General features: G+C 72.0%; 7 protein-coding genes. 2 read left to right on the plus strand and 5 right to left on the minus strand.

Annotated features, from left to right (window positions below):
* Positions 1-68: 68 nt before the first annotated feature.
* Genes QF032_RS04000 through QF032_RS04020 form a run of 5 tightly spaced genes read right to left on the minus strand, consistent with a single transcriptional unit; the run spans position 69 to position 13,185 of the window.
* Positions 69-1,871 (minus strand): carbamoyltransferase family protein, encoded by a 1,803-nt coding sequence (locus QF032_RS04000; protein ID WP_307054911.1) that lies wholly within the window; start codon positions 1,869-1,871, stop codon positions 69-71.
* Positions 1,868-2,821, minus strand: a complete 954-nt coding sequence (locus QF032_RS04005) for a TauD/TfdA family dioxygenase (RefSeq protein WP_307040032.1) — start codon at positions 2,819-2,821, stop codon at positions 1,868-1,870. Before QF032_RS04005 ends, QF032_RS04000 begins: the two co-directional genes overlap by 4 nt.
* Before the next feature lie 41 nt (positions 2,822-2,862).
* Positions 2,863-4,263, minus strand: a complete 1,401-nt coding sequence (locus QF032_RS04010; RefSeq protein ID WP_307040034.1) for a KamA family radical SAM protein — start codon at positions 4,261-4,263, stop codon at positions 2,863-2,865.
* Positions 4,260-10,061, minus strand: coding sequence for an AMP-binding protein (locus QF032_RS04015; protein ID WP_307054914.1), 5,802 nt, complete (start codon positions 10,059-10,061; stop codon positions 4,260-4,262). The genes QF032_RS04010 and QF032_RS04015 overlap by 4 nt, the downstream gene beginning before the upstream one ends.
* 46 nt (positions 10,062-10,107) lie before the next feature.
* Positions 10,108-13,185, minus strand: a complete 3,078-nt coding sequence (locus tag QF032_RS04020) for an amino acid adenylation domain-containing protein (protein WP_307054916.1) — start codon at positions 13,183-13,185, stop codon at positions 10,108-10,110.
* A 243-nt stretch (positions 13,186-13,428) separates the two neighbouring features.
* Here QF032_RS04020 and asnB point away from each other — a divergent pair, with 243 nt between their 5' ends.
* A complete protein-coding gene (asnB, locus tag QF032_RS04025; protein WP_307040040.1) occupies positions 13,429-15,300 on the plus strand; it encodes an asparagine synthase (glutamine-hydrolyzing) in 1,872 nt (623 codons plus the stop codon).
* Between the two features lie 59 nt (positions 15,301-15,359).
* Positions 15,360-17,375, plus strand: coding sequence for a hypothetical protein (locus QF032_RS04030; protein ID WP_307054918.1), 2,016 nt, complete (start codon positions 15,360-15,362; stop codon positions 17,373-17,375).
* Positions 17,376-17,395: the final 20 nt, after the last annotated feature.

Below are 17,395 nucleotides of genomic sequence, written 5' to 3' on the forward strand. Positions count from 1 at the left end.
CCCAGGTCAGCGATATCCGTTGTTTTCGCGGCCATTACTACGGCGACCCCACGAAGTGCCCAGCGCTGTCAGAGCAGGGTGTAGACGCTGTCGCTCACCCGGCTCCGGCGCGGTGGCCGGGTGCCCTTGAACCACGTCACCCAGGACTGCGGCAGGGCTTCGCGGTCCAGCACGAAGTCGTCGAGCACCAGGCAGTCGATGTCCGACCTCAGGAAACAGAGCAGCGCGTCGACGGGGGTGTGGACGATCGGCTCTCCTCGGAGGTTGAACGAGGTGTTCAGGAGCAGCGGGCAGCCCGTTCGGTCGGCGAACGTCCGGACGAGACGGTAGAAGCGGCCGTTCGTCTTCTCGGTGACGGTCTGGACGCGGGCCGACTTGTCCACGTGGGTGATGGCCGGCAGCGACAGCGGCGACACGACCTCGCAGGTCTCCAGCATGAACGGCGACTCGTGGTCGAGCCGGAAGTGCTCGTGCGCGTGCTCGGCCAGCACGGCGGGGGCGAACGGCCGGAACGCCTCGCGCATCTTGACCGAGGCGTTGATGCGGTCCCGCGTGTCGTCGCCCCGTGGGTCGGCCAGGATCGACCGTCCGCCGAGGGAACGGGGCCCGAACTCCTCCCGGCCGTGGTACCAGCCGATCACCTTGCCGTCGGCCAGTCGCCCCGCGACGGCGTCGAGCAGACCTGCCTCGTCGCCGCGGAAGTCCGCGAAGGACCCACCGGCGTGCGCACCGAGCAGCCGGGCGATGCCGTCGGAGTCCGTGCCGGAGCCGAGGAGCACCGAGGTCAGCCGGTCCTGGCGGGGCCGCTGCCCGGTCAGCCGCTGGTGGGCCACCGCCGCGCACCCGAGGCTGCCGCCCGCGTCGCCGGCGGCCGGCTGCACGAACACCTTGGCGAAGGGGCCCTCCTCGACGATGCGGCGCACGGCGACGACGTTGAGGGCCACGCCTCCGGCCATGCACAGGTTCTCGCTGCCGGACATGCGGTGAGCCTTGTCGACCATGCGCAGCAGGGTCTCCTCGGTCACCACCTGGATGCTGCGCGCGAGGTCGTGGTGGACCTTCTCGATCTCCGACTCCGGCACCCGCGGCGGCACGCCTGTCAGGGACGTGAAGCGTTCACCGAGCATGCCGTCCGGGTCGGTGAAGTCGAAGTAGTCCAGGTCGAGCCGGAACGACCCGTCCTCGGTGACATGGATCAGCCGGCCGATCTCGTCCCGGAACCGCGGTTCGCCGTAGGGGGCGAGGCCCATCACCTTGTACTCGCCCTCGTTCACCTCGAAGCCGAGGTAGCCGGTGACCGCGCTGTAGAGGAGGCCCAGGGAGTGGGGGAACTCGACCTGCTCGGTCAGTTCGAGCGACGCGCCCCGGCCGACCCCCCAGCTGGTGGTGGCCCACTCGCCGACCGCGTCGACCGTCAGCACGGCGCTGTCGTCGAATCCGGAGAAGTAGTAGGCGCTCGCGGCGTGGGAGAGGTGGTGGTCGACGGACTCGACACGGCCCTCCCAGCCGAGCAGGTCCCGGATCTCCCGCAGCGGCCGGTCGGCGTCGAGGCGGTAGAGGGCGCTCGGGCTGCTGTCCGGGAAGGCCGGCAGCCCGGTCCACAGCTGGCGGTGGAGCTTCTTCGCCGGGTCCTCGTAGTACGCCACGCAGTCCACGTCGGTGATGCGCAGACCGGCTTGGTCCAGGCAGTCGCGCACCGCGGCGAGCGGCAGATCGGGATCCTGCTTGCACCGGGTGTAGCGCTCCTCGTGGGAGGCGGCCACGAGCCGGCCGTCGACCAGCAGCGCCGCCGCCGAGTCGTGGAAGTGGGCCGAGATCCCGAGGATCACGGGTCCGGCGGAGGCCGGGGTACGCGTGTTCTGCACCGTCATCGCGGCTCTCCCTGTCCGGCGGTGTGCGGCTCGGCCATCGCGACCGCGATCTTCCGGTCGCCGGTGAAGGGCTCCCGGCCGTGGCCGGACAGCATGTTGTCCACCACGAGGACGTCGTTCTGCTGCCAGTCGAAGCGGACCCGGCATTCCGCGTAGCGGCTGCGCAGGTGGTCCATCACGTCGTCGGGGATGCGTCCGCCGTCGCCGTAGTACGTGTTCGTGGGGAGGCCGTCCTCGCCGAACAGGGCGAGCAGGCCCTCCTGGACGTCCTCCGGGAGCGTGGTCACGTGGAAGAAGGTGATGTGGTTGAACCACACCTCCTCGCCGGTGCGCGGGTGGCGGTGCAGCGCGTCCCGCACCACGCGGGTGCGCAGCCCGTCCTCGCCGGTCCACTCGGGGATCAGCCCGTGCTCCTTGCAGTAGGCCTCCACCTCGGCCCGGCTGTCGGTCCCGAACACCTTGGGCCACGGGACGCCGAAGTGCGGGTGGTAGTTGCGCACCAGACTCCAGCGCCGGCGCGCGAACTCCTCCCGTACGGCGGGGTCGATCGCCGCGTACAGCCGCCGGGTGTCGGCCAGCGGTGTCGATCCCAGCGTCCGCGGCGCCCGCAGGCAGTAGAAGTACAGGGTCATCGGCCAGGTGTCCTGGTAGGAACACTCGTTGTGGAGGAAGATCTCCTCCTCGGCCGGGTGGTCGGTGGACGTGTACACATTGCCCTGGATCGAGGTGCGCGGTGAGGACGCCTCGGTGTAGGTGAGCGTCTCCCCGGACAGCGCGTTGACGGTCGACTGCAGTCCGTCGACGCCGTCGATGTCGAATCCCCGGAAGAGAAGCGCCCCGTGGGTGTCGAGCGCCGATCGGAGCTCGTCACGATCGTGCTCGATGAGGTCGATGAGGTCGGTGGTGGAACCTGCTTCCACCACCAGCGGCAGCACTGCCGGCTGGGCCATGCGGTCTCCTGACGTAACGGTGTTGCGGGCGGGCAGAGGGCTCAGACGGGCCGGTGCGGGACGTCGGAGGCGGGCGCCGTCGTCCCGGTGGGCCCCGGGGCCTGTCCGGCGACCCGATCCTCCGGACGGGCCCCGGCCGTCTGGTCCAGGAAGGGCGCGTCCGACGGCGACAGTGGCCGCAGGTCCGTCACCCAGGTCGCCTGCGGGTCGAACCGTGCGAAGAAGGGCCGCCCGACCACCTCCGGGTCCCTGGCCTGCAGATAGCGCAGTGCGAGCGCGGACTGTCCCGCGACCTCCGTCACCCCGTCGACGACCACCTTGCCGCGGGTGGCGGACATGGACGGGCCGCGTACCGTGCGGGCAAGACCGGTCACGGACGCCAGCGCCTCCCGGTAGATCTGCCAGGCGCGGACGAGTGGAACCTCGAAGTACTGGCGCGGGCCCGTGTCCCGCTCCACGAACATGTAGTAGGGCACGGCGTCGAGGGCGACGGCACGCGTCCACATCTCCCGCCAGACGGCGGCGTCGTCGTTGATCGACCTGACCAGGGGCGCCTGGGTGCGGATCACGGCGCCCGTCGACCGGATCCGCTCGACCGCGCGCCGCACGGGCTCCGGTCGGAGCTCGCGGGGATGCGTCACATGGGCCATCACCGCGAGGTGCCGACCGCGGTCGCGGACCTCCTCGAAGAGGCGCAGGACGTCGTCGGCGTCCTCGTCGTCGGTGAACCGGTACGGCCAGTAGGTCAGGGCCTTGGTGCCGATCCGGATGTTCCTGATGTGCTCCATCCCCGGGGCGAGGAAGGGCTCCAGTGCGCGCCGCAGGTTGTCGGTGCGCATGATCAGCGGGTCGCCGCCGGTCACCAAAATGTCGGTGATCTCCGTGTGGTGCCGCAGGTAGGCGGCGAGCGCGTCGGCGTCGTCCTTCTCCGCGGCCATCTTCAGCTCGGGTACCCCGACGAACTGTGCCCAGCGGAAGCAGTAGGTGCAGTACGCGTGGCAGGTCTGGCCCTGACGCGGGAAGTAGAGCAGCGTCTCCTCGTACTTGTGCTGCACGCCCGAGAGCCGCTGTCCCTGCCAGGCGGGGACGTTCTGGTCCGTCTGGCCCGCCGGGTGCGCGTTCAGCCCCGCGCGGATCTCCCGCACGGCGGTCGCCAGACGGGCGGGGCCCGCCTCCTCGCGCAGCAGGTCCGTGACGGTCTTCAGCTCGTCCGCGGCCAGCATGTCGGGCTGCGGGAAGACCAGCCTGAAGACGGGATCGTCGTGCACGTCGTCCCAGTCGATGAGCTCGTCGACCACGTACTGGTTGGCCCGGAACGGCAGGACCGCGGCCACGGCCCGTATCTGGAGCTTCGTCTCGGAGTCCGCCCCGCACCGGTCCAGCAGCGCGTCCAGGTCGCGTGCCGAGTACGCCCGGAAGCGGGGCGCCGTCACGTCGTTCATCCGCGCCCCTCCTCCTGGCCGGCGGTGCCCGGCACGACCGCGCGGGTGATCTCCGCGGCCGTGGCGGCGGCATGGGACCGCTGTACCAGGGTGAAGTGGTCGGCGCCGGGCACGGTCCGGGTCTCCACCGGCGTGCCCAGTGCCTCCTCCCAGCCGAGGGCCGGGGAGGTCCCCTCCGGGCGCGTCTGGTCACCGGCGAGCACCAGCGTGAGCCGGGTGTCCCTGAGGCGGGCGCGCCGCATCCGGTAGTCGACGAGCGCGGTGGCGTTGGCGTCGAACACGGTGAATCTGCGGCGCAGCGACTCCTGCTCCTCGCCGGCCGCCGGCCGCTCACCGCTGAGCAGCGCGGTGTCGACCCGCTCGCCGGTCATGCGCTCCAGGTCGCGGGCGAAGGACGCCACCCGGTCGGCGGCGGGTCCCGCGAAGTGCTCGAAGGCCTTCGAGCCCGGCGCATAGCTGTCCAGCAGCACCAGGGACGCGGTGCGCACCCCCTCGAAGGACAGCTGGCGTGCCATCTCGTAGGCGACGGCGCCGCCCATGGACCAGCCGGCGAAGTGGTACGGCCCCTCGGACTGCACCTTGAGCACCTCGTGGAGGTAGGCGGCCGCCATCTCCTGGACCGAGGTGAAGGCGGTCCCGCCGTCCAGGCCGGGTGAGCGGACCCCGATCACCGTGAACTCGGAGGGCAGCGCCGACGCGACCTCCCGGAAGCACAGCACGTCGCCGCCGATCGGGTGCACGAGGAACAACCGCGGTCCACCCGGCACCCCCTGACGCAGAGTCAGCAACAGCTCGCTCGCCTGGTCGTCGGACTCCTCCCGCAACTCGCGTACCGACGCGGCCAGACGGTCGACGCGCGGCCCTTCGAGGAGCTTGCGCAGCGACAGCGACAGGCCGGTCTTCTTGCGGATCCGGGTGAGCAGGATGGTGGCGAGCAGAGAGTGCCCGCCGACCGCGAAGAAGTCATCGGTGACGCCGAAGTCCTCGTGACCGAGGAGCTCGGACCACATGGACGCGATCAGGGACTCGGTGTCGTCCCGGGGCGCGACACGCTCCTGCGCGGCCGGGGACGAGGTGCCCCGGAGAGAGGAGCGGTCCAGCTTGCCGTTGGGCAGCAGGGCGAACCGGTCCACGAAGAGGAACAGCGAGGGGACGACGGCCAGCGGCAGCCGCTCGCGCGCGTGCCGGCGGAGTTCCTCCGTGGTCAGGCCGGAGCCCGGGGAGCGCACGACGTAGGCGACGAGCGAGCCGTCCGCCTCCTTGTCCGCCTCCACGTGGACCTGGCGCACCTGCGGATGCGTCGTCAGCTCCGCCGCGACCTCCGCGGGGTGCACCCGGACGCCTCGCACCTTGAGCAGGTCGTCGCTGCGCCCCTCGACGTGGATCTCGCCGAGGGCGCCGACCACGGCGAGGTCTCCCGTGTGGTAGACGAGGTCGTCCGGGTCGTTTGACAGCGGGTTGGGGCGGAAGTTCGAGGCCGTGCGGGCGTCGTCGAGGTAGCCCAGCGTCCGGTACGGCGTCCGGATGACGATCTCGCCGCGTTCGCCCGGGCCTCGGACGGAGCCGTCGTCGCCGAGGACGACCGCCTGGGCGCCGGGCAGCGGACGGCCGACGGTCACCGGTCCCGCGTCCTGTTCGGCCGTCACCCGGTGGAACGTCTTGATCATGGTCGTCTCGGTGGGCCCGTAGAAGTTGACGACCTCGGTGTTCGGGCCCAGCAGCCGCTCACGCAGCTCCTGGACGAGCCGGCCGGTGAGGGGCTCGCCCGCGAGACAGAGCAGCCGCAGGTCGGTGAGGGGCGCGGTGCCCCGGTCGGTGTCCCGCAGCCACGACGCCACCACGCTGGGTGTCGTGTGGACGACGGTGACGCGCTCGCGCGCCAGCCAGTCCACCATCCGCGCCGTGTCGTCCAGGGCGCTCGTCGGCGGCAGGCACAGAGTCGCTCCCTGGGTGAGCGGCACGAAGACGTCGCGCAGGACCGCGTCGAAGGAGAGCGTGGTGAGCTGTGCCACGCGGTCCCCGGCGTGCACGCCGAACTCCGTCGCCTCCCAGTCGATGAAGTGGTCGAGGCCGCGGTGCGACCCGACGACCGCCTTGGCCTCGCCGGTCGTGCCGGAAGTGAAGAAGACGTACGCCGGCTCCAGGGGCCGGGCGGGGACGGGGCGGAGCGCGTCGTCCGCGCTCTTGGCGAGTTCCTCGAAGGAGAGGCGTCGCACGGTGACGTCGCCCGGCACCTCCGTCGCGGTCGACGGCTCGGTGAGCAGAACCTGCCGGACGCCGGCCCTGGCCACCATGGAGGCGCGCCGTGGTCCTGGCAGACCGTCGTCCAGGAGTACGGCGGTGGCGCCGGTTCCGAGCGCGGCGACGAGGGCGGCCACGGTGGCGGGCGACTTGCCGCCCAGCACACCGACGCGCTGTCCCGCCGGAAGCTCCTGCGCGGCGCCCGCCACCGCGGCGGCGAGCTGACGATAGGTCACCTCGCCTTCCGCCCAGGAGACCGCGACGGCGTCCGGAGTGGCCGCGGCCCGGCGTCGGAACCGCTCGGCGACGGGGACGAGGTCCCGCGCGGGAAGCGGCTCGGAGAACGGGTGGCCGTCACGGCCGACTCCGGCCAGCGGGCTCGTCGGCTGCTCGGCGGCGAAGCGGAGCAGGCGCGTGAACCGCTCGCCGAGCGCGGCCGCGAACTCGGCCTGGACGGTGTCGGCGTCGTACTCGAGGTCCAGGACGGTGCCGGCCTCCCCCGGGCGCACCACCACGGTGAGGTCGAACTTGGCCGTCGGCGCGGTGCCGGAGCCGTCACCGGCGTCGGCGACCACGTCGACGGGACGCAGGAGGGCCGCCTCGCGCGGCAGTTCCTCGCGCGGCGGCATCCGCAGCATCACGGAGAACAGCGGGCTGCGGTCCCCGTCCCGGGCGGCCGCGACGGCCTCCACGACCTGCGCGTAGGAGACATCGCGGTGCCCCGACGCCTCGACGAGCGTCGCCCTGACCCGGCCGAGTGCCTCCTCGAACGTCGGGTCGCCCGCCATGTCGAAGCGATAGGCGTGTGTCCGGACGAAGAACCCGATGACGTCCTCGAACTCCTCGCGGTCCCGGCCCACGCTGTCGCTGCCGATGACGACCCGGTCCTGTGCCGACGCCCGGGACAGGGCGTAGGCGAGGACGGTCATCATGGCCATGTACTCGGTGGCCCCGGACTTCGCGCACAGCTCGGCGAGGCGGTCCGTCACCTCGCGGGCGACCGGAACCCGCAGCACCCGTGCCTGGTGCGGCCGTTCGCCGGGCAGGGGACGTCCCCACGGCACGTCCGGGTCGGGGGTGTCGGCGAGCAGGTCGCGCCAGTAGGCGAGGTCGGCCTCGGCGCGCTCGCCGGTCGTCCGGCGGGCACGCCAGGCCGCGTAGTCACCGAACTGGAGCCGGGAGGTGTCGCCCTCCAGGTACGTGTGCCGGTCGGTGCCGGCGAGCAGCTCGTCGACCTGCTGCGCGACGAGGCTCCACGACACACCGTCACAGCACAGGTGATGGACGGTCAGGCCGACGAGGAGCTCGTCGGCCCCGACCCGGACCGTCCGGACCCGTACCAGCGGCCCGGCGACCAGGTCGAAGGCGACGGCCGCCGCCTCGGACAGCGCGGCCAGGGCCGCCGGCCGGTCGGCCGCGGCCGGAAGGGCGGTGAAGTCGACGGCTGCCTCACCCACAGACTGCACGGGGCGCCCCTCGACCTCGCTGAAGCGCAGCCGCAACGCCTCGTGACGGCGGCACACCGTGAGGAAGGCCGTGCGTACGGCCTGCTCGTCGACGCCGGCGGGCAGCCGGAACACGCCGGCCATGTTGTAGGCGGAGCTGTGGGGGTCCAGCTGCTGGAGGAACCACAGGCCCTCTTGCTCGGGGGAGAGCGGCTGGTCGGCCTCGCGCGCGACGGGCACGGGCGCCGGTTCCTCCTCGGCCTGGGCGCCCTCCCGCAGCGCGTCGTCCACGGCCTGGGCGAGCGTGGCGATCGTCGCCGACCGGAAGAGGGTCGGCAGATTCAGGTCGGCCTCGAACGTCCGGCGGATCCGGGCGAGGAGCCGGGCCAGCATCAGCGAGTGGCCGCCGAGATCGAAGAAGTTGGCGTGCCGGGAGGTGATCTCCTTCTTGAACACCTCGGACCACAGCTCGGCGACGCGCCGCTCCGTCTCGGTCCACTCGCCGGCGTCCGCCGCCTCCTCCGGCTGCGGCTCCGCCGTGTCGTCGGGGTCGGGCAGCGCGGACCGGTCCAGCTTGCCGTGGCCGGTGAGCGGCAGCCGCTCCAGGAGGACCACGTGGGCCGGGACCATCGCGTTGGAGCCGGCCGCGGCCACGTGCCGCCGCACGGCGGCGGCGTCCACGTCCGCGCCCCGGGCCGGCACGACATAGGCGACGAGGGCGGGACCGCCGTCCCCGGCGCGGACCACGACGGCCGCGTCCTCGACCTCGGGCATGCGGGTGATCAACGCGCCGACCTCAGCCGGGTGGACGCGGACGCCGAGGACCTTGACCTGGTCGTCCACCCGGCCGTGGATCTCCAGGTCGCCCTGGAGGCCGATGCGGCCCAGGTCACCGGTGCGCTGCACGAGGTCGGTGGGGTCGTCGGGGTTGAGCGGGTTCACCTCGAAGAGCGAGGCCTCTCCCGCAGCCGGGCGCCAGCTGCCCCGGGTGAGGTGCGGGGTGCGGATCAGCACGTGACCGGGCTCACCGACACCGCACCGCCGGCCTCGGTTGTTGACCACGAGCAGTTCGGCGCCGTCGATGGCCTTGCCCACGGGCAGGATGCCCGCCGGGACCTCGCCGTCCGGAACGGGGTACCAGGACTTGAGGATGGTGGCCTCGGTCGTCCCGTAGAGGTTGACGAACCGCGTCCCCGCGTCGCCGGTCGCATTCCGCCAGCGGTTGACAAGGCTGCCCGCGAGCGGCTCGCCGGCGAGGCAGACCAGACGCAGCGCCGGGAAGCCCGCGCCGGCGGGCTGTTCGGCCAGCAGCGTGGACAACACGCTCGGCACCGTCTGCAGGACGGTCACCTCGTCCTCGCGCAGCCATGCGAGCACCCGTGCCACATCGACGAAGGGACGATCGGTCGGTGGGAGGCACACGGTGGCACCTCCGATGAGCGCCGGGAACAAGTCCTTGAAGACCGCGTCGAAGGTCAGCGCGGCCATCTGGGCGACGCGGTCGCCCGTGGAGATGGCAAGGGCCTCCTGTTCCCAGGCGCAGAAGTGGGCGAGCGCACCGTGCCAGCCCAGGACACCGCGCGGCTCGCCGGTGGTGCCCGACGTGAAGCACACGTACGCGTCCGCGGCGGCGGCCACGACGGGCAACTCCACGTCCTCCGCCGCCGGCTTCTCCAGCTCGGCGAGCCGGACCACCGGCATGGCGTCGGCGCCGGGGTCCCACGTCCGGTCGGTCGTGTCGACGAGCAGCGACGGGCGCGCCCGTTCCAGCACGTCACGCACCCGCCCCTCCGGCTGGGTGACGTCGATCATCACCAGGACCGCACCTGCCCGCAGGACGCCGAGCATGGCCACGACCGTCTCCGGCGAGCGGCCACCACGGACCGCCACCACGTCCCCAGGGGTCACCTCCCGGGTGCGCAACGCCCGAGCCGTCGCGGAGTACCGCTCCACGAGTTCCTCGTACGTGTGGGACCGAGTGCCTCGGACCAGTGCGACGGCGTGCGGGAACCGGGAGGCCGTGGCCTCGATCAGGGCGGGGACGGTGGTGCTTTCGGCCAGGTGCCGTGACGGCGTCGGCGACGTGGTGGGGTGGTCGTCGGCGTACGTCATCTCAGTGTCAGTCCAATCGTGTGGTCAGGATTGCCCTGCGGGCAGGTCAGAGGTCTATCTCGTCGACGTACGCGTCGGGCTTGTCCACCGCGGCCTCGACGAAGGAGGCGAGCTGGCGGGCCATGAGCGCGGCGCGCTCGGCCGAGATACGGCCCCGGGCGTACACGAGGCGGGCCTCGTATCCCTCGGTGAGCGGGAAGACCTCGAACTTGAGGTCGTAGTGCGTGTGCCGGGGTGGGAACTGGTGGACCCGCACGGTGACGCCGTCGGCCTGCCGTTGCCACGCCGGCATGTTCTGGAAGACGAACAGGTTCTGGAAGACGGGCAGCCGGTCGGCCCCCCGGGCCGCTCCGACCTCGGCGACGATGCGCTCGATGGGCACCACCGAGTGCCGCTGACCTGCCACGACGGCGGTCCGGGCGCGGTCCAGCACCTGGGCGACCGTCGCGTCCTCGTCGATCTCCAGACACTGCGGGACGGTCGTGACGAAGTAGCCGGCCAGGTCGGCGACCCAGGGCGGCGTCCGGTTCGCCATGGGCGTGCCGACGACCACGGTCTCCTGGGCGGAGAGCCGGGCCAGCCATGCCGTGTAGCCGGCGAGCAGGGCCATGAACTCGGTGATGCCGCGCTCGCGGCACAGGCTCTTCAGCCGGACCGGGAAGTCGGGCGACCAACGCAGCGCGACGCTGTCGGCGGGCACGCTGAGGGAGGGAACGCGCGGCTCGTCCACCGGCAGGTCGAGCCCGTCCGGCGCGTTCGCCAGCACGGTGCGCCAGTGCCGCAGCGACTCGTGGACGGCGGCCCGGTGCTCCGGGCGGGTCTCCTGCGTACGCTGCCAGGCCGCGTGGTCGACGATCTGCAACCGTGCGTCCTCGGGTTCGCGGTCCGGACCGGTCAGCAGCCGGCTCAGCTCCTCGGTCAGCAGCGACCAGGTCCAGCCGTCCGCGATGATCTGGTGGGTGACCATCACGAGCAGGTGGTCGGCCGGGCCGAAGCTGACCCCGTGGGCCCGCAGCGGCGGTCCGGCGGCGAGGTCGAACGGCTCGTACGCCGTCTCCGCCACCAGTCGGCGCACGGCCGCGGGATCCGCGGACAGGCCGCTCCCGTCCGTCCACTGAAGGGCCGGGGGTTCTGCGCCGACGACGGCCCGCGGCTCACCGTCCGCGGAGCGGAACGTCGTCCGCAGCACCTCGTGCCGCCGCACCAGCGCGGCGAATGCCTCCGACACACGTTCGCCGCTCACCCCGGTGATCCGGAACGCGGTGGGGGCGCTCATCGCGGTGCTTTCGGGCTCCAACTCCTGGAGGAACCAAAGGCGTTCCTGGTAGCGATTGAGCGGCAGCCCACCCTCGCGCGGCACGCGCGAGGGCGCTTTCGTCGTCACCGTGCCCGCGGCGGCGACCAGGGCGCGCAGCCGGTCGAGAGTCGGTTCCGCGAAGAAGTCGGACAGGGCGGGGGTGCCGCCGAACTCCTCGGCGACGTCGGCGAGCAGCCGCACGGCGTGCAGCGATGTGCCGCCCGCGTGCAGGAAGTGCGGTTCGGTGGTGCCGAGCACCCTGGCCCAGAGGCTTTCCAGCGGGTCGGCGCCGGCGGCGGCCTGCCTGCTCCTGTCGGACCGCTCCGCCAGGATCGCGCGCAGCGCCGCGACGTCGGCCTTGCCGTGCTCGGTCTTCGGCAGGGAGTCCACGGGTGTCAGGCCGGCCGGAACCGAGCCGGCCGGCAGGATGCCCAGCAGGTCGTCACGCCATCCGGACCACGGCACGCCGGGGACCAGGACGGCAACGGCGTCCAGGCGTACGACGCCGGCTCCGTCGACGCGCGTCAGCACGACGCACTCCTCCACACAGGGCAGCGACTGCAGGGCGGCTTCCACCTCGCCCAGCTCGACACGGACGCCACCGATCTTCACCTGGCGGTCGTTGCGGCCGTGGTAGAGGTACGCCCCGTCCGGACGCCGACTGGCGAGGTCGCCCGTGCGGTACATGCGGCGGGTCGCGTCGGCCGGGTGCGGCACGAAGCGCTCGGCCGTGACCTCGGGCAGGTTGAGGTAGCCACGGGCGATGCCCACGCCGGCGATGCACAGCTCGCCGACCTCGCCCGCCGGCACCTGGGTGCCGTCCTCGCCGACGACGAGCAGTTCGATGCCGGTGATAGGGCGGCCGATGGGGACCGGAGCGGTGGGCGAGGCGTTCGCGGCGCACTGCCAGTGGGTGACGTCGACGGCGGCCTCGGTGGGGCCGTAGAGGTTGTGGAGTTCGGCGTGGGGCAGCCGCTCGAAGAACCGCCGGGCCAGGGACTGGCCGAGCGCCTCGCCGCTCACCATGACCGAGCGCAGCCGCGGGCAGTCCCCGGGCCGCACCTGGCGCAGGAACTCCGTGAGCATGCTCGGCACGAAGTGGGTGACGGTCACGTGGCGCTCCGTCAGGAACCGTGCCAGGTAGCCGGGGTCGCGGTGCCCGTCGGGCGCGGCGAAGGCCAGTTCCGCTCCGGTCATCAGGGGCCAGATGAACTCCCAGACCGAGACGTCGAAGGTGTACGGCGTCTTCTGCGCGACCACGTCCCCGGGCCCGATACCGAAGCGGTCCTGCATCCACCGCAGGCGGTTGACGATGGCGGCGTGCTCGATCATCACGCCCTTGGGGCGGCCCGTGGAGCCGGACGTGTAGATGACGTAGGCCAGGTGGTGGGGCGCGGCGGAGTCGATCGGCGGCGCCTGGCCGGGCGCCCGGTGGCCGCGGGGCGTCAGGCGCGGCACGCCGCCGTCGGCGAGGGACCACAGCCGGGACGACTCCTCGGTCACGACGGCCGCGGGCGCGGCGTCCCGCAGCAGGCCGAGGAGCCGCCGGTCCGGGTCGGTGGTGGACAGCGGCAGCCATGCCCCGCCCGCCCGCACGACCCCGACGATCGCCACGGCCAGGTCGACCGAGCGCTCCAGTTGGAGCGCCACGACCCGATCGGGCCCTACTCCCGCCGCCACGAGCGACTCGGCCAGGGCGGCCGAGCGGGCGTCGAGTTCGCGGTACGTCAGGACCTGTCTGTCGTCGGAGACCGCACGCCCGTCGGGTGTCCGGCGGAACTGCTCGACCAGCGCCGCGCCCAGCGACTCCGGACCGGTACGACACACGGTGCTGTCCCCTTCGTGAATACCTTGCCGGCGGACGGACCAAGATCGCCCCGGCGATGCACGACACGGAACTGTCGCACGTCAGACGCCATTTAGGAAGATCTTTATTTGGTCAAGGAATCTTTTCTTGCGTTGATCAATTGGTGATGTAATCTGCCTCAGTCCCGGCGGCAACCTGTCCCGCCAGGGCGGTTGTTGACGTGTGGGCGTAGAGCCGTACCGACTCCGGAAAGGGTGTTGACGGTGTGTGGACTCGCGGGCTTCGTCGGGCCACGGCACGATTCCCGGGCGGCGCGCGAGACGCTCGACGCCATGAGCGCGGCCATCGGACACCGGGGACCGGACTCCACCGGATTCCATGTCGACGAGAACGTGGCGTTCGCGTTCACCCGGCTGGCGATCAACGACCTCGGGGCCGGCGACCAGCCGATGTACGACGAGAGCCGGCAGATCGTCGCCATGACCACGGGCGAGATCTACAACTACCGCGAACTGCGTGACCTCCTCGTCGGCCGGGGCCACACCTTGCGCACGCGCTGCGACACCGAGGTGATCCCGCACCTCTACGAGGAGTTCGGCCGCGACTTCGTCAGCCGACTCGACGGGCAGTTCGCGGTCGTCCTCTACGACCACCGCGAGCAGCTCTTCATCGGCGCCCGCGACCACTTCGGGGTCACGCCGCTGTTCTACGCCCACCAGGGCGGCGAGTTGGTCTTCGGCTCCGAGATCAAGGCCATGCTGAAGCACCCCGCGATGCCGCGCCGTGTCGACCTCGTCGGCCTGGACCAGGTGTTCACCCTGCCCGGCCTGGTGAGCCCGCGGACGATGTTCGAGGGCGTCCACAGCGTGCCGCCGGGCACCGCCGTGGAGTTCCGCCCCGGCGACCGGCCCAAGCTCCGGACGTACTGGGACCTCGCATACCCGCGCACCGACGCCGACTTCGAACGCCACGACGAGTCGTACTACGTGCGCCGGGTCGAGGACCTGCTGGTCCGTTCGGTCGAGAAGCGTCTGCAGTCCGACGTGGAGGTCGGACTGTACCTGAGCGGCGGTCTGGACTCCTCCCTGGTCGGCGCGATCATGAGGCATCTGATGCCGGACGCCGAGATCCAGTCGTTCGCGGCGGCCTTCCCCGAGCGGGAGCTCTCCGAGAGCGACTACCAGAGGCTGATGAGCGGTGTCCTCGACACCCGCCACACCGAGCGTTTCGTGCACGGCGAGGAGATAGCCTCCCGGCTGCGCACGGTCGTACGGCACACCGAGTGCCCGCTGAAGGAATCGTTCAACTCGGCCGCCCACGCGCTGTCCGAGGCCGTGCACGGCGCCGGGGTCAAGGTGGTGCTCACCGGACAGGGCGCGGACGAGCTGTTCGGCGGCTACATCGGCTACCGCTTCGACCAGGTCCGGCGCACCCAGGCCGCGGGCGGCGTCACCGACCTGCGGGAGGCCAGGATTCGTGAAGGTCTGTGGGGCGACGAGAACTTCTTCTACGAACGCAACGACGCCGGATTCCGGGCTACGAAGGCCGGGCTCTACTCGGCGCCCGTCCGCGAGCGGCAGGACGAGATCGACTGCCTCGGCCACCCGTTGGTCGACCGCGAGCGGCTGGCCGGCCTGCACGATCTGCACCGCCGTTCCTACCTCGACCTCAAACTCCGGCTGGCGGACCATCTGCTCGGCGACCACGGCGACCGCATGGTGTTCGCCAACTCGGTGGAGTCCCGTCATCCGTTCCTCGACCGGGAGCTCGTCGAGTTCCTCGCGACCGTGCCGCCCGAGCTGAAGCTGAAGGGACTCGAGGAGAAGTACCTCCTCAAGCAGGTCGCCCGGGACTGGATTCCGCGCCGGATCGTGGACCGCGAGAAGTTCGGCTTCACCGCACCGGGCAGCCCGCACCTGATCCGGCAGGACGACCCCGCCATCGAGGCCCTGCTGTCCCGCGAACGCATCGAGGCGGACGGCTACTTCGATCCGGACCGCGTGGAGCGGCTCGTCCGTGAGTACGGCACGCCCGGCTTCCGCATCAACGTTCCCTTCGAGACCGACCTGTTGATGACCGTACTCACCTTCAATCTGCTCCTCGACCTTTACGACCTGCCCGCGTACTCCGCCTGACGGCAACTCAGGCGGGCGCCGGGCAGCCCTGCCCGGACCAACTGCCAGGGGGACAACGGATGCCGCCGACCGATCCGACTCACAGCATCACCGAGCGACTCAGCCGCTCCCTGTCCGGGCCGGAGGGCACCCTCGCCCTGGCCCGGATGCAGGTGCTGGGCCGGCCCGTCGAGCGCTCGACGGAGCTGACCGCGCCCACACCGTCGGGAACCGAGGTGGGCGTGTGGCGCCTGGCGGACGGGCGGTTGCGCCGGGACACCGGACGCCGGGACGAATGGCGCTACTGGGCCGACCGGCCGGAGATACCCCTGCGCCCCGGGCACCGCCGTGTCGCCGTACTCGGGGAGTCCGCGACCCGCGGCTACTTCTTCGACCCGGCGTACTCGCTGGCCGGCCTCGTCGACACGGCCCTCGACGGCACCGGCGTGGACGTCCTCGACCTCGCCCGCACCAACTGCTCCCTGGCGGAACTCCTCAGGACGGCCGCCGAAGCCCTGGCTCTCGGCGCCTCTGCCCTCGTGGTGCACGCGGGGAACAACTGGAACAACGTCGACCCGACGCCCACGGAGCGCCACGAACTGGCCCTGCTGCTCGAAAAGGGCGGCTTCCCGGCGGCCGCGGCGTCCTTCCGGGATCTCGTCACCGAGGTCGCCGCGAGCGCGCTGGGCGTGCTGCGCGAACTCGCGGGGGACGTCCCCGTCGTCCTGGTCGTCCCGGAGTTCAACCTGGGCGACTGGACGGACGAGCCGATCCTCGACTGCCCCGCCCTGCCCGCCGGACGGATGCGGCGCTGGCTCCGTGCCCGGGACGAGGCCGAGCGGGCTCTGCGGGACGGCGACCTCGCCGGCGCCCGTACGCTCGTCGCCGAGATGACCGGGCTCGACGGCGGCTCCAGTCCCGTCTCCCACCGCCTGGCGGCACGCTGCGCGGTCTCGCCCGACGAGGCGCTCAGCGCGCTCCGGGCGGCCAAGGACGCGGTGGTCAGCCCCTTCGCCATCCACTCCCCGCGCACCCTGGCTTCCGTGCAGGAGGTGATGCGCCGCAAGGCCGACGAGGCCGGGTTCCACCTGGTCGACCAGGCCGTCCTGTTCCGGGAGGGCGAGGCGGGCGCACCCGGCCGCCGGTACTTCCTCGACTACTGCCATCTCACCTTCGACGGCCTGCGTGCCACGGCCCTGGCCGTGGCGGAGACCCTCGGCGCCGCCCTGGAGCTGCCCGAACGGCCGGGCACCGACGGCGTACCGGTCCGGGCCGCCCCCGACCGGCTCGCCCTGGCCCATTTCCTCGCCGCCGTGCACAACGCCCACTACGGTCAGCCCGAGGACGTGCTGCGCCACCACCTGAGCCGAGCGCTCGACGCCGACGCCTCGGTCGCCGACCGTTTCGAGGACTACCTCGACTACCAGACGAGGATCGCCCCGAACTGGATGTGCTCCTCCTACGAGCGCTCCACCCAGGACCCGGCGTTCCGGCGCTACATGGTGGTCGGCGACGGCCGGCTCAACGGCAAACTGGCGGACCACGGCCTGCGCGAGGTCATGCTCGACGTACTCGAGAGCAGGGGCGTCCCGGCGCGTCGGCGCTACGAGGACCTGCTCGTCGCCGAACACCGCGGCACCACCGACCTGCTGGCCGACGCGAACCTCGCCACGACGTTCAACGAGCGCCACGGGGCCGGCGTCGGCCCGCGGGTGGCATACCTGCGGGCGAGTTCCCCCCGCACCCGGTCCACCCTGGTCGTCGAGGAACCGGCCCCACTCGTCCTCCGAGTGACCTGGCGGCTGCCGTCCGAGGTCCCGGCCGGGTCGGTGTCGGTCGCCGTGAACGGACACGAGGTGGGCACGGCCGAGGCGGGCACGGCATGGACGACCTGGGAGTTCACCGTGCGCCCGGACATCCTGCGCCGCGGACGCAACACCGTCGAGATCCACTGGCCGGAGGGGGGCGACGGCACCGACACGCTCGTCGCCGGGGCCCCGGCCCGTCTGGAGTGCGGCGAGAACGTCCCGAGTCACCCGGTCCACGGCCACGTCCACGACTGGTCGGCGATCCGGCTCGTGCCCGCCACGGTCTGACCGCCGCCTCTGCGTTCCGA

This window comes from Streptomyces achromogenes, assembly GCF_030816715.1.
Taxonomy (GTDB): Bacteria; Actinomycetota; Actinomycetes; order Streptomycetales; family Streptomycetaceae; genus Streptomyces; species Streptomyces achromogenes_A.

What these genes read in the sequence shown, in the direction of transcription:
- QF032_RS04000 (WP_307054911.1), bottom strand. Translation starts at nt 1,871, where the DNA reads ATGACGGTGCAGAACACGCGTACCCCGGCCTCCGCCGGACCCGTGATC.
- QF032_RS04010 (WP_307040034.1), bottom strand. Translation starts at nt 4,263, where the DNA reads ATGAACGACGTGACGGCGCCCCGCTTCCGGGCGTACTCGGCACGCGAC.
- QF032_RS04005 (WP_307040032.1), bottom strand. Translation starts at nt 2,821, where the DNA reads ATGGCCCAGCCGGCAGTGCTGCCGCTGGTGGTGGAAGCAGGTTCCACC.
- QF032_RS04030 (WP_307054918.1), top strand. Translation starts at nt 15,360, where the DNA reads ATGCCGCCGACCGATCCGACTCACAGCATCACCGAGCGACTCAGCCGC.
- QF032_RS04015 (WP_307054914.1), bottom strand. Translation starts at nt 10,061, where the DNA reads ATGACGTACGCCGACGACCACCCCACCACGTCGCCGACGCCGTCACGG.